Annotated in this window: 7 protein-coding genes; 4 read left to right on the forward strand and 3 right to left on the reverse strand. The window is 54.3% G+C overall.

Features of this window, described 5'->3' with window-relative positions; genetic code table 11:
- Nucleotides 1–745: 745 nt before the first annotated feature.
- From C8N40_RS14555 to C8N40_RS14570, 4 genes are all read left to right on the forward strand, one after another.
- Nucleotides 746–2,596: an alpha-L-fucosidase gene (locus C8N40_RS14555; protein ID WP_108212505.1), complete on the forward strand. Its 1,851-nt coding sequence runs from the start codon at nt 746–748 to the stop codon at nt 2,594–2,596.
- Between the two features lie 268 nt (nt 2,597–2,864).
- A complete protein-coding gene (locus C8N40_RS14560) occupies nt 2,865–5,177 on the forward strand; it encodes a family 20 glycosylhydrolase (RefSeq protein ID WP_108212506.1) in 2,313 nt (770 codons plus the stop codon).
- A gap of 309 nt (nt 5,178–5,486) precedes the next feature.
- A complete protein-coding gene (locus C8N40_RS14565) occupies nt 5,487–6,638 on the forward strand; it encodes a carbohydrate-binding family 9-like protein (protein ID WP_108212507.1) in 1,152 nt (383 codons plus the stop codon).
- Complete coding sequence (locus tag C8N40_RS14570) at nt 6,635–7,729, forward strand: family 10 glycosylhydrolase (RefSeq protein WP_108212508.1); 1,095 nt, start codon at nt 6,635–6,637, stop codon at nt 7,727–7,729. The genes C8N40_RS14565 and C8N40_RS14570 overlap by 4 nt, the downstream gene beginning before the upstream one ends.
- A 724-nt stretch (nt 7,730–8,453) precedes the next feature.
- Here the strand turns inward: C8N40_RS14570 and C8N40_RS14575 are convergent.
- The 3 genes from C8N40_RS14575 to C8N40_RS14585 all read right to left on the reverse strand — a co-directional run bounded on the left by C8N40_RS14575 (nt 8,454) and on the right by C8N40_RS14585 (nt 14,066).
- Complete coding sequence (locus C8N40_RS14575) at nt 8,454–9,137, reverse strand: 2'-5' RNA ligase family protein (protein WP_108212509.1); 684 nt, start codon at nt 9,135–9,137, stop codon at nt 8,454–8,456.
- Nucleotides 9,138–9,246: 109 nt separating this feature from the next.
- Nucleotides 9,247–11,547 carry a GH92 family glycosyl hydrolase gene (locus tag C8N40_RS14580; RefSeq protein ID WP_108212510.1) on the reverse strand — a complete coding sequence of 767 codons (2,301 nt, stop codon included), beginning with the start codon at nt 11,545–11,547 and terminating at the stop codon, nt 9,247–9,249.
- Nucleotides 11,548–11,714: 167 nt separating this feature from the next.
- Complete coding sequence (locus C8N40_RS14585) at nt 11,715–14,066, reverse strand: glycoside hydrolase family 20 protein (protein ID WP_108212511.1); 2,352 nt, start codon at nt 14,064–14,066, stop codon at nt 11,715–11,717.
- Nucleotides 14,067–14,176 lie beyond the last annotated feature (110 nt).

The following is a 14,176-nucleotide window of genomic DNA, read 5'->3' on the forward strand; positions in this document are numbered from 1 at the left end:
TCATTTCGACGAGAGAGCTTTTAGCAGTGCCGGGTCTAACCACCCCTGCCCCTCCTTGGCCAAGGAGGGGAGTCTGTAGTAGCTTTGGCTAAAGTATAAGCACTGTAGCTGAAGGGGTTGAAGGAACATCCCCCTACCCCCTTCAAAGGGGGACTTTGGCTGTACTTCAATCATTCCCTGTCATCTCGAGCAGCGCGAGAGATCTGTCCGGGATTTCTACCCAGATCTCTCCCGAAGGTAGAGATGACAGCAGTGGCAGCGGCTATCGGATTGCTTCCCAGCCTTTGGGTTGAGCGCCTTGTGAGATCCGGTGCCCGGTAAGGGCATGCCGAGCGCGAGCGAGGCAAGGAGGGAACACAGCGCGATGCCTGAAGGCGAGCCCTCTCGGGCTTGAGAGCACCAAAGCCAGAGATGAAACAGTTGCTCATGTAAACCTGGAGGATGAACGGCAGCTAGCAAGAATAGCTTGTTTCCAGCTGGAGGAAGCAGCGGCTAAGGAAGTATAGCCCAAGTATAAAGTATGGCTTTTCAAGCCAGTCGGGTTGAAAAGCCGACATCATCGTAGGCACGAGTTGCAAACTCGCGCCAGCGGTGGCTAATAGTGGCACAAGCGGAGGCGTGCGCCAAGCAAGTATAAAGTATAGCCAAAGTATAAACACGGCTTGTGCGGATTAGGAATCCGCCGTTCTATACTTTCGGATTTGGAATCCGAAAGAGCGGGATAAATAAGTATAGCTCAAGTATAATGATAAACAAGTACAAACTCTTACTCATCTTTCTCTTCGTGCTGAGCGGCAACTTCGCCTCCGCACAAGCTAAAAAAGCCGCTCCGCAGGACAGCACCAAAATGCAGTGGTTCGGCGACGCCAAACTCGGCATTTTCATCCACTGGGGCATTTACGGCGTGAACGGCATCCCGGAATCGTGGTCGTTTTTCAACAACTACATCAGCCACGAAGACTACATGAAGCAGCTCGACGGCTTCACGGCAGACAAGTATAAGCCGGAGGAATGGGCCAAACTTATAAAGGAATCCGGAGCACGCTATTCGGTCATCACCACCAAGCACCACGATGGGGTGGCGCTGTGGGATACCAAAATGGGTGGCATTACCACTAAAAAGCACACGCCGGCCAAGCGCGATGTGCTTACCCCCTTCGTAGACGCGCTACGCAAGGAGAACCTGAAGGTGGGCTTTTATTACTCGCTGCCCGACTGGAGCTACGCCGACTACGATGTGTTTACGCGTGCTAAAAAACGTTATTCGATAACAGAGGAGCCGCGCCGCTGGAAGAAGTTCTTAGGCTTCTACCAGGGGCAACTTCGCGAGCTTTCTAAAAACTACAACCCGGACCTCTACTGGTTCGACGGTGACTGGGAACACAGCGCCGAAGAGTGGGAGTCGGAGAAAGTTCGCCAGATGTTGCTGGGCCACAACAAAAATGTGATTATCAACTCGCGCCTGAACCACTACGGCGATTATGCCACGCCGGAACAAGGCGTACCAGTGGTAAAGCCGCAGGATAAGTACTGGGAGCTGTGCCTGACCATGAACGACTCCTGGGGCTACTCGCCGCACGACCATCATTACAAGAGCCCGAACCAGGTTATCCGCACCTTCGCCGACTGCATCAGCAATGGTGGTAACCTGCTGCTCGACATCGGTCCGAAGCCGGATGGCACCATCCCTCAGGAGCAGGTGGCTATCCTGAAGGAACTGGGCCGCTGGACGAACAAGCACGAAGAAGCTATCTTCGGAACGGTGGCTGGTATACCGCAGGCACATTTCCATGGCTACTCCACGCTGGCCAAAGACGGCAAAACTTTATACCTGTTCGTGGAGAACCAGGGAGCCGAGTCGGTGCGCGTGCAGGGGCTGGGTACACCGGTTAAAAGTATAAAAGTGGTGGGCAGCAATGCTACAGCCAAGTATGAGCAGCAGGGCAACACCACCTACATTAAGGTGCCTGCCAATGCTTACGATGAGCAGCTGACGGTACTTGCTTTGTCGTTTGAGCAACCGCTGAAACTGGCTTCTCCGGCACCAGCCAAAATAGAACTGGCTCAGTTGCAGAAGGCTGGTAAGTTGGATGCCACGCAGCGCAACCGCACCATCCGCCAGTTAGCGGATAACCTGCAGGCGGGTAAAAACCCGTTCCAGAACACCGTCCTGCAGCCTGACGGCACTGAAGTAAAGCAACTAAAACTGGCTGACGCGGGCGTAGATCGCTGGGTGAAAAAGCATGCCGAAACGATGTACAAGGCTAACCCGGGCCTGCCGGAAGGGCATTACGAGGGGAACACGTCGCTTTCGGAAGATAAGCAAACGCTGTACTTATTCGTAGAGGGTAAACCGACCGGCCCAATCGCCATTAAGGGAATCAAAAACAAGCTGCACCGCATTCGTGTGGTAGGCAACGGTACCTTGCTGGGCCACGAAATCTTCAACAAGCAGTACTGGAGCGAAATCCCTGGCATTGCCTACATCGACTTGCCACACGACCTGCTGGACGAGGACCTGACCGTCATTGCCATTTTGCTCGATGGCCCGGTATCGCTCTACCGTGAGGAAGTAAAGCCGATTGAGAGTAACTAGAAGGATTTAACTCACCCCTGCCTCTCCAAGGAGGGGAATACATTTACAGAAAAGTCCCCCTTTGAGGCGGGAGGGGATGATAATCGTTCCCGAATTCCCCTCCCTGGAGGAACAGGGGTGGGTTTCTGACACAATAAATTCTGATTCTCTGTCATTCTGTAAAGAATCTTGGTTGAAGGGAGGTTAATCCTTTGCTACTCGCCACCAAGATTCTTTACAGGATGACAAGAGAGAGACAACACAGCTTACGCTTTTATACTTACATATTATGTTCAAACACTACCTTTACGCCCTACTTTTCACAGTTATGTTACTGGGGGTGCAGACATTGTCGATGGCGCAAACCCTCGACCCGAAGTACCCTCTGATTCCGTACCCCAGCTCGCTGACGCCGCAGCAGGGTAGCTTTACTATCACCTCCAAAACCAAACTGGTGCTGCCTAAGGAAAGCATCTTTAAAAATGAGGCGGAGCAGCTACAGTACCTGCTTTCCGGTAGCCTGGGCAAATCGTTGAAAGTGGCAAAGAAAGCCGCTGCCAATACCATTGTTTTCCAATACGACCAAAGTATAAATGCGCCCGAAGGCTACCGCCTGAGCATTACGCCGAAGCAGGTGGTGCTGGCAGCAAAGGAGCCGGCCGGTATGTTCCGGGCAGTGCAGACGCTGCGGCAGCTGCTGCCTGCAAGTATAGAGCAGCAGGCTGCGCAGGCGCAGCTTGTACTTCCGGCCCTGCAGATTCAGGACGAGCCGGTGTATGGCTGGCGCGGCATGCACCTGGACGTGAGCCGCCACTTCTTCACCACCGATTACCTCAGGAAGTTCATCGACCTGATGGCCCTTTACAAGTTCAACAAGCTGCACCTGCACCTAACCGACGACCAGGGCTGGCGCATTGAGATAAAGAAGTACCCGAAGCTGACCGAGGAAGGCGCCTGGCGCACCTTCAACAACCACGACCGCGACGTAATTGCTCGCTCCAAGGAGAACCCGGACTTTGCGCTGGACGAGCGCCACATCGTGCAGAAAAATGGCCAGACAATGTATGGCGGCTTCTACACGCAGGAGGAGATGAAAGACATCATCGCTTACGCTGCTGCCCGCCACATAGAGATTATCCCCGAAATTGACATGCCCGGCCACATGAAGGCCGCCATCGACGCCTACCCGTTCCTTACCTGCGGCGAATCGGGTTGGGGCGAGACCTTCTCCGTTCCGATTTGCCCGTGCAAGGAGAGCACCTATGAATTTGCCGAGAACGTGTTCAACGAGATTATTGCGCTGTTCCCGAGCCAGTACATCCACCTGGGTGCCGACGAAGTAGAGAAGACCACCTGGGCCAACTCGGCGGGTTGCCAGGAACTGATGCAGCGCGAGGGACTGAAAAACGTGGAGGAGCTGCAGAGCTACTTCATCCACCGCATGCAGAAATTTTTTCACTCCAAAGGCAAAAAGCTGATTGGCTGGGATGAGATGCTGGAGGGTGGCATTAACTCGGACGCGGTGGTGATGTTCTGGCGCACCTGGGCACCCAATGCCCCGCTGCACGCCGCCCGAAACGGCAACAAGGTCATCATGACGCCCAACAGCCCGCTATACTTCGATGGAATACCTGATAAGAAATCGGTGTATAACGTGTATCATTTTAATGTGGTGCCGAAGGGGCTGAACGCCGAGGAGGCCAAAGCTATACTTGGGGCGCAGGCCAATATCTGGACCGAGTACATCCCTTCCGAGAACCGTGCCGAGTACATGTACATGCCGCGCATGACGGCGCTTGCTGAAGTGGTTTGGTCTGACAAGCGCGACTACGACTCATACCTGAAGCGCCTGCAGACGCATTACAAACGCCTCGACGCGCTGGATGTAAACTACCGCCTACCCGACCTGGAAGGCTTCCTGGATGTGAACGTGTTCACCGACAATGCTACGCTGGACATCCCAAAACCACTCGACAACCTGATTATCCGCTATACCACCGATGGCAGCCAGCCCACTACCTCCTCCAAGGTACTGGACAAGCCGCTGACGATTACGGAGACCACCACCTTCAAGGTGGCAGCCTTTACGCCGGAAGGTTTGAAAGGGGATACCTATACCACCACGTACGAAAAGCAGACGTATGCCAAGGCGGTAGCAGCTAAAAACACAAAGCCTGGCCTGCAGGCGACATACTACAAGGCATCTTTCAAAAATACAGGAGGGATGGCCAAGGCCACGCCAACCGGTGTGGCAGAAGTAGCGCAACTGCAGGTTCCACGTGAGGCACAGGCGCCAAGCTTTGGTGTGCAGTTCAGGAGCTACCTGGAGGTGCCGGAAACAGGCATCTATACTTTCTTCTTCACCTGCGACGACGGTGGCGTGCTGCGCATCGCCGACCGCCTGGTAGTGGACAACGACGGCTTGCACCCGCCGCAGGAGAAAATTGGTCAGGTAGCGCTGGAGAAAGGCCTGCAGCCATTTGCGCTGGATTTTATTGAAGGTGGCGGCGGCTATACTTTGAAACTTCTCTACAGCAAAGACGGAGGTGAGCCGCAGCCCATTCCAGCCAGCTGGTTTAAGTATGCGCCGGTTGTGCAGTAGTATAAAAACAGAGGCCTGCATTTGTTACAGCTAAGCTCTACTGCTCTTTCGGATTTGCAATACGAAAGTATAATAGCTGCGGATTTGTAATCCGCAGGAGCAAAGGCAATAGCTACTGGCCGGCAAGCGGATTGCAAATCCGCAGTTAAAGGAGTTCCGGATTACAAATCCGGAACAACTATAGAACAAGTTAACTTGCCCCGGAGTAGTAGCAAAAGCTATACTTCCTACAACCATCAAGTACAAATTCTGCTTTAGCGTCTCTCTTAAACTTTTAACAAGTAGGAGAGACGCTTTTATACCTTACATATGATAAAGCATTACTTAACCCTGTGCCTGGTACTTTTTGCCGTACTGGCCGCGCAGGCTGACGATAATCCCTCCGCGAAAGCGAAGCGAAAGGCTAAAACGGCCTCTCCGTTTGCCGGGCTGGAGCACCTGTTCACAGAACCGAAACATTACATTACCCACTTCACCAAGGAGGCCCCAAGTATAGACGGCCACCTGAGCGACGAAGTATGGCAGCAGGCCGCCTGGACCGATTTGTTCACCGACATAGAAGGCGACTTAAAACCGGTCCCAACCTACGCGACGCGTGTGAAAATGGCCTGGGACAACGAGCACTTGTACATTGCCGCCGAGATGAAGGAGCCGCACGTGTGGGCTAACTTAACCAAGCACGACGAGGTGGTGTTCTACGACAACGATTTCGAAGTCTTCATCGACCCGGACAACGACACGCACCAGTACTTTGAGGTAGAGGTGAACGCGCTAAACACCATTTTCGACCTGTTCCTTTCCAAGCCATACCGCAATAACAACGGCGCCCTCATTGCCTGGGATTTGCACGGGCTGAAGTCGGCAGTGCAGGTGCAGGGTACCCTGAATGACCCGACCGATACCGACGAGGGCTGGACGGTGGAAATGGCCATTCCGTTCCGTTCTGTTACGCTAGGGAATGTTACACGTGTACCCTCCGAAGGCACGCTGTGGCGCATCAACTTTTCGCGGGTGCAGTGGGATGTGGACGTGGTAGACGGCAAGTACGTAAAGCGCAAAGGCGAGGATGGCAAGCCGCTGCCGGAGTATAACTGGGTGTGGTCGCCTCAAGGCGTGATTAACATGCACCTGCCCGAGCGCTGGGGGTATTTATACTTTAGCCAGCAGCCAGCGGGTGAGCAAAGTATAAGTTTTGTCCTACCGTATGCCGAGATGCAGAAACAGTATCTGTGGCTGGTGTATTACCGGCAGAAAGCGTATTTTGGGAAGCACGGACGCTACAGCAAATCCTTGAAAGAGCTGGGCCTGAAAAATGGTAAGGTTGAAGTGGAAGGGAAGGCGAACCAGCTGAAACTGGAGGCGGGCACGCTGCAGTTCATGGCCGCCATACAGGGGCCCGACGGCAACGTATGGAGCATCAACGAAAACGGATTTGTACAAACGATAAAAGGCTTACAATGAAAACAAGAAGATCCTTCCTGAAGGCCGGGGCGCTGGCTGGTCTGGCAGCAAGTATACCCGCGCCCGCTCTTGCCAAAATAGCCACAGCGCCTGCAGCTAAAAACAAACAGCTCAGGCACTGGGTATGGGTAAGGCCCAATAAAGCCGATAAAGAGGCTGATCTGCAGCGCCAGTACAAACGCTTCTACGAGGCGGGTATCCGGGGGATCTTTTTTGAGGCAGACAGCGAGAAACATTTCCGGGCGGCCAAAGCTAACAAACTGGAGGCCCACCGCTGGATGTGGACCATGAACCGCGGCGAGAAGGAGTTGCTGCAGAAGCACCCGGAGTGGTATGCCCAAAACCGCAAGGGTGAGTCTTGCGCCGACAAGCCGCCGTACGTGGGCTATTACCGCTGGCTGTGCCCTTCCCGGGAGGAGGTGAAACAATACCTGGCCGAGGACGTGCGCAACATCCTCAGCAAAGACTACATTGATGGCATCCACTTGGACTACGTGCGCTTCTGCGACGTGATCCTGCCGGTGAACCTGTGGAGCGATTACAAGATTGAGCAGACCAAAGAGCTGCCGGAGTATGACTACTGCTATTGTGAGGTGTGCCGCACCAAGTTCAAAGCCTGGCGTGGCAAAGCGATTGAGGAACTGGAGTACCCGGAAGCCAGCCTGTCGTGGCGCCTGTACCGCTACAATGCGGTCAATACCATCGTGAACCACCTGGCCGAAGTGGCCAAGGAGAAGAAGAAACCTATCACGGCCGCCGTATTTCCGACCCCGGAGGTAGCCCGCCGCATCGTGCGCCAGGACTGGACCAACTGGAACCTGAACGCGGTGTACCCGATGATTTACCACGGGTTCTACAAAGAGGACGTGCGCTGGATAGGCGATGCCGTGACAGAAGGTGTGCACTTTTTGAACGGAAAATTCCCGCTCTACGCCGGTTTATACTTGCCTGATTTTAAAAGCAACGAAGAGTTGCAGCAAGGCATCGAAATCGCGCTGGCCAATGGCGCCAAGGGTGTCTCTATCTTCGGCGATGTGAATGAGCAGGTGCTGCAGGCGCTGGAACGAGCCTCAGCTTCGGCGAAGTTGTAGGGAAGTATAAAATCGAAAAGTAACAAATCGAGCTGCCAACGGCAGCTCGATTTGTTATTACCCCTCTCTAGAGTGGTAATAGCCTTCTGCAGTACCGGGTCCAACCACCCCTTTATCCCCTCCTTGTCTAAGGCGGGGAATTTCACCCCACCCCGGCCCTCCCCTAAAAACAGGGGAGGGAGTTCTGAGGCGATTATCATCCCCAGCTCCCTTCGAAGGGGGACTTGGTTGAAGCTCCGTCAGCAGCGGCTATCGAATGATTCCCAGCCTTTGGGTTGAGCGCCTCGAGAGGTTCCGGTGCCGCAGGCAGCCCGAGGTACGAGGGCAGGAAATGTAGACAGCGCGATGCCCGAAGGCGAGCCCTCTCGGGCTTGAGAGCTCCAAAGCTAGAGATGCAACAGTAGCTTATGTAAGTCTGGAGGATGAACGGAGGCTAGTAAGAATAGCTTGTTTCAAGTGGAAGGAAGCAGCTGCTATGTAAGTATAGCCAAAGTATAAAAGTAAGGCTTACGCGGACTCGGAAGTCCGCAGCAGCGTTGGTTCCGGACAAGGATGTCCGGAACAGCGGTGTAGCCAAAGTATAAAAGTATGGCCAGAGCAAGTATGGCTTTTCAAGCCAGTTGGGTTGCAAACCCAACATCATCGTAGGCACGAGTTGAAAACTCGCGCCAGCGGGGCGTGGGTAAAGGCACAAGCATACGCTTGCACCAGAGGAGGCCTTATACTAACTCAACCCAAACCTCCCCAACACCTGTACTTTCTCCTCCCGCTGGTACCAATCGTTGTACACCAGCTCCAGAACCTCCACCTCAAAGGTTCCGAAATCATAGGTTCTATACTTCTCCAGTAAGCTTAAAAGCTGCTCCGGCTGCTGAACTGGTGCCCTGAACCGAAGTACCGTGGCGTGGGCGGTTTTCAACGTATAGCGCTGGTCCAGGGACTGAAGCAGCGAGGTGGCGCTAAAGGCCGCACGTATACTTTCCCGAAGCATTTGAAGGCTGTTGTCCAGCGGGAAACCCTGTATCATGACAGCTTCCGGGGAGGCGGTGATGCCGTTAAACTCAACTTTGAAGGGGCTGGCATGGCGGGTTATACTTTCGAGTAACTGCACGTAGTCCGCTGCATTAACCGAGCCTAGTGTGAAGCCGGATGTGCAGGAAATAATGGAAAGCACAGTGATGTGCAGGTCTGTGTCGGGATAGAAATACTGCTCCGGCGCCACCTGTTGCAGCTCGCCTAAAAAGGCACGTATGCGTTCTTTTACCTCCCGGGATGGGCGCGCCAACAGGGTAATGCCAAGCCTGTCGTCAGCAGGATTATCAATCCAGGGATCAAGCTTAAAGCTACCGGCTTCGAAGCCCGCCCGTGATTTCTCCCAAAGCCTGTTATAATGCGTCTGCAGGTCCATTTTATACTTTAAAGTAGGGCTATCGTCTTGCTAAAAGTATAAAGCTAAAAAATAAAGCCCTCTATAGTAAATCTACAGAGGGCTTATACCTTATTGGGTAGTTTATAGGTTATTGAGCAGGCTCCGACTTTGGCCTGTCTGCTTTGGCTGTGCCCCAGGTAGAGCTCGGCGTGTTGCCCATCTCAAATACCAGTTTACCACCCTTCATCAGATCCTTGTGCAGGATGTAGGACTTGGTGTATGGCTTCCCGTCCAACGTAACACTTTGGATGTACTTGTTCTCCTTGCTGTTGTTGTTGGCCACGACCTCCAGCTTGTTGCCATTTGGTAAGGAAAGTGTAGCCTGATGCACAGCTGGGCTGCCGAATACGTAAGCACCGTTGGCGGGGTTTTGTGGGTAGAAGCCCAGGGTAGAGAAAATATACCAGGCCGACATCTGGCCCACGTCCTCGTTGCCGATCAGCCCGTCCGGCTTGTCGGTATAAAAGTTTTCTACAATGAAACGTACTTTCTCAGCCGTTTTCCAAGGCTGGCCCACGTAGGCGTACATGTAGGTGATGTGGTGGCTTGGCTCGTTGCCGTGCGCATACTGCCCAATCAGGCCGGTAATATCGTTCGAGGCTTCTTCGCCCATGTCGCCTTCCGCTACGAACAGCGAGTCCAGTTTCTGCGCAAAGGCTTCCTCGCCGCCCATCAACGTAATCAGACCTTCCACATCCTGCGGCACCAGCCAGGTGTACTGCCAGGAGTTGCCTTCGGAGTAATCATCCTTGCGGTGCGTAGATTTAAACGGATCGAACGGCGTGCGCCACTCATTCTCAGAAACTCTGCCGCGCATAAAGCGGGTCTGCTTGTCGAAGTAATTCTCGTAGTAGCGGCCGCGTTTGCTGAAGTACTCATAATCGGCCTGCTTGCCCAGCTTCTTGGCCACCTGCGCGATGCTCCAGTCAGCGATAGCATACTCGAGGCCTTTGGCTACGCTTTCCACTTCCTCGTCGGCAGGAATGAAGCCCAGCTCTTTCACGTAATTCACGCCAAACTCATTGCCCATGGCCGTGGCTTTCATGGCCTCAAAAGCCAGCTCATGGTCAAAGCCGTCAAAGCCTTTCAGGACGGCATCGGCCACCACCGTTACGCCACTATAACCCGGCATGGTGTTGGTCTCGTTGCCCATCAGGTGCCACACAGGTAGCTTGCCCTGCTGCTGGTAAATGGCCAGCATGGAGTTGATCATGTCGTTCACTCGGTCGGCCTGCGTAATGGTGAAGAGCGGGTGCGCCGCGCGGTAAGTATCCCAGAGCGAGAAAGTGGTCAGGTTAGTGAAGTTGGCCTTCTCGTATACTTTCTTGTCGGTGCCGCGGTAGTCGTTGTTGTGGTCGTTGAAAATGGACGGGGCGATAAGCGTGTGGTAGAGGGCGGTGTAGAAGGTGCGCATCTGTACCGAGTCCAGCGCGGCAATACGTACTTTTTGCAGCTCGCGGTTCCAGGCAGCGTCGGCGTCGGCCACCACTTTCTCAAAATCCCAGTGCGGTACCTCGGCATGAATGTTGGCAAACGCGTTCTCGGCACTCACCGGCGAGATGCCCACTTTCAGCTTTATCTTTTCGCCTTCCTGTGTTTTGAAATGCGCCACGCCTTTAATCATGCGGCCTTTGGAGGCAGGAACCGGCGAGGAGGCGGCCGTATCGACTACCTGGAAGCTCTCAAACTTTTCGATTGGCTTGGAGAACACGGCGGTAAAGTATACGCGCTGGTCGTTGGCCCATCCTTTGGAGAAGCGGTAACCGGCCAGGGTGCTGTCGTTGAGCTGCTCGATAAAGGTTTCGGTAGGGGAGTCCCAGCCAATGCCTTCCTTCAGGTCGATGATGATGCTGGCCTCCTCAGACTTCGGGAAAGTATACTGGTGGAAGCCCACGCGCTCGGTGGCGGTCAGCTCGGCCCCGATGTTGTAGCGCTTCAGTTTTACGGCGTAGTAGCCCGGTTTTACCGTTTCGTCGTCGTGCGAGAAAAGGGAGTAATAGCCGCTGTTCGGGTCTTTTATACTTCCTTTCACCAGCTGCACTTTGCCCGTCACGGGCATCACCGAGATGTCGCCCAGGTCGCCGATGCCGGTGCCACTCAGGTGGGTGTGGGCGAAGCCGATGATGGTGGAGTCGGAGTAGTGGTAGCCGGAGCACCAGTCCCAGCCCTGGGTGATGTTCGTAGGCCCTAATTGCACGGCCCCGAAGGGTACGTTAGCGCCCACAAACACGTGTCCGTGGTAGCTGGAGCCGATGTAGGGGTCAACATACTGGGTAAGCGAACGGGTGTTGGGGTTGCTTTCTTGCTGGTTGGAGGTGGTGCAGGAGGCGGCGATGCACGCCAGCGCCACCAGAGGAGCTTTGAACTTTCGTAAAGCTTTCAGGTACATGAATTTTAAAGTATAGTTTTAAGATGGTAGCAGCGGCTGTAAGGCATACTTGCCAAACCGCCTGACTAAAGTAAGTATAAATCTGCTAGGGGAGAGCGTATGGCAGAAAAAAGGCAGGCCTCATTTTTAATAATGAGGCCTGCACTGGTTTTAACCTTAATTCTGTTTTACTCTACTACAATTTCATCGGTGAAGATCCAGGCTCTTCTTCTGTCCTGCTCGGTGCCCGGAAGTGGGTTTTTGGCTGTTACCTTGATGTAACGGGCCTTGGTGCCCGGAAGCTCTGCTGTCAGCACCTCCTTGAACACGCCCGGCTTGTCGGTCAGCTCGGTTACGACCTTCACGGTTTTATACTTCTTGCCATTCTTGGATACGGCAAACTCTACCTGGGCCGGCAGCTGAATGCCGTCGTTCTTGGTTTGCAGGTAAGAGCTGGTGATGCGGTTCACCGGCTTTTTCTCCTTCAGGTCGATCACGGCCTCGAAATCATCGCCCAGGAAGCCCAACCACTGGCCGTTGGTGAAGCTGTTGCTGGCCAGCTGGCCGTCTACCAGCGTCAGTCCGCCGGCGGCAGTATAGCTGCGGTGAGGCGCGTTCTTCAGCTCTACGGAGTGTGCGAAGGCCTCGTGCTGGTTCACGTCGCGGCTGCTTACTTTACCCAGCTGTTTGCCCTTCTCGTCAAAAGAAGCCGCCTTGATGGTAGCTGTGTTGCTTAGCTGGAATGGCGCAGTGTAAGCCTGCGAAGATGTAGTTGGCTCAGAGCCATCCAGCGTGTAGTATATTTTCGGGCCTTTGGCATCGGTCGCCAGGCTTACCGTAGCCACGCCTTGTGCCGGGTCCACGGTGATGTGCTGCTTCACGTTGAAGGTGCTGCGCGCATAGTTCACGCCCAGGTGGTCGTAGCGTTTGTACTGCTGCTGCATGCGTGTCTGGAAGTCGTTCCAGTCTTTCTTGGCAGCCGGCGTCCAGAGCACCTCCGACAGGGCCGAAATGCGCGGGAATACCATGTACTCCACGTGGTCTGTGCTTGGAATGTACTCGGTCCAGATGTTGGCCTGCGCACCCAGAATATACTTTTTCTCTTCTGCGGATAGCTCAGCTGGCGTAGGCTCAAAGGAGTATACTTTCTCCAGCGTCGTCAGGCCGCCGATGGCCGTTGGCTCCAGGCTGGGCTCGCCTTGGTAGTGGTCGAAGTATACGTGTGAGCCCGGTGTCATCACTACGTAGTGGTGCTGCTTGGCGGCAGCAATGCCCCCCTCGGTGCCTCTCCACGACATCACATAGGCATTCGGGGCCAGTCCGCCCTCCAGGATTTCGTCCCAACCGATGATGGTGCGGCCTTTGCCGTTCAGGAATTTCTCCATGCGCTGGATAAAGTAGCTCTGCAGTTCGTGCTCGTCCTTCAGGCCTTCGTCGGTGATGCGCTTCTGGCACTTAGGGCACTCTTTCCAGCGGGTTTTTGGGGCTTCGTCGCCACCGATGTGCACGATTTTGCTCGGGAACAGGGCCAGCACCTCGGTCATCACGTCCTCCAGGAAAGTAAAGGTCTCTTCGTTTCCGGCGCAGAAAATGTCGTCAAACACGCCCCATTTCTTCTCTACCTCAAACGGGCCGCCGGTACAGGAAAGGTGCGGGTAGGTAGTGAGTGCCGCCACCGCGTGGCCCGGCATCTCTATCTCCGGAACTACCGTGATGTAACGCTCCTGCGCATACTTCACCACGTCCTTGATCTGCTCCTGGGTATAAAAGCCGCCGTAGCGCTCGTCGGTGAACTTGTGCGGCTGGTCGCTGTAGTGGCCAATCAGGGTACCGTCGCGGAAGGCGCCTACTTTCGTCAACTCCGGGTATTTCTTTATCTCAATGCGCCAGCCCTGGTCCTCAGTCAGGTGCCAGTGGAAGGTGTTCATTTTGTGCATGGCCAAGTAATCGATGTACTCCTTCACGAACTCCACCGGGAAGAAGTGGCGGGCCACATCCAGGTGCATGCCGCGCCACTGGTAGCGTGGCTTGTCCACCACCTCCAGGGCTGGGATGCTAACAGGGGCTTTGGTGGGCTGTGCCGGCAAAAGCTGGCGCACGGTCTGCGTGCCCAGGAAAAGGCCATGCGGCTCCTTGGCAGCAAGTATAATGTTGTCAGATGTTACGTTCAAAGTATAACCTTCCGCGCCCAGCGTGTCCACCGGGGTGTTGAGGGTAAGGTGCAGGTAGTTGCTGCTACCCTGGGCGGGCGCTTTCTGCTCTAGCTTCGGCTGCACGCCGGTCATGTCCTTGATGTTCTTGGCCAGGTACTCCCCGATTTTGCGGAGCTCGTCGTTTTTCGGGTCTACAAAGATTTTGGTGTCCTTGTTAAGGGCGAAGCTGCCGCTCTGCTGGGTTAACTTAACAGGCTGCGGGATAATAGAGACAGTCTGCTGCTGCGCTGTGGTGGCCTGGGCAAAGGCAGGCGCCGGGCTGAACAATAGCCCAGACATCACGCAGGCAGACGTGGCAATGGCTGCAATCGTACGCTTAAAATGCATATGGTAAAGAGTTATCAGATGGTTGTTTAAGTGGTATTTTAAATATTGTCTTCTTCTGTTATTAAACTGTGTTATCGAACACAAAGTATCTGAGGCTGCATAAAATTAGT

It is taken from the genome of Pontibacter mucosus, assembly GCF_003054055.1.
Classification (GTDB): Bacteria; Bacteroidota; Bacteroidia; order Cytophagales; family Hymenobacteraceae; genus Pontibacter; species Pontibacter mucosus.

Coding starts and splice junctions, on each gene's coding strand:
- C8N40_RS14560 (WP_108212506.1), top strand. CDS start 2,865: ATGTTCAAACACTACCTTTACGCCCTACTTTTCACAGTTATGTTACTG.
- C8N40_RS14575 (WP_108212509.1), bottom strand. CDS start 9,137: ATGGACCTGCAGACGCATTATAACAGGCTTTGGGAGAAATCACGGGCG.
- C8N40_RS14585 (WP_108212511.1), bottom strand. CDS start 14,066: ATGCATTTTAAGCGTACGATTGCAGCCATTGCCACGTCTGCCTGCGTG.
- C8N40_RS14555 (WP_108212505.1), top strand. CDS start 746: ATGATAAACAAGTACAAACTCTTACTCATCTTTCTCTTCGTGCTGAGC.
- C8N40_RS14580 (WP_108212510.1), bottom strand. CDS start 11,547: ATGTACCTGAAAGCTTTACGAAAGTTCAAAGCTCCTCTGGTGGCGCTG.
- C8N40_RS14570 (WP_108212508.1), top strand. CDS start 6,635: ATGAAAACAAGAAGATCCTTCCTGAAGGCCGGGGCGCTGGCTGGTCTG.
- C8N40_RS14565 (WP_108212507.1), top strand. CDS start 5,487: ATGATAAAGCATTACTTAACCCTGTGCCTGGTACTTTTTGCCGTACTG.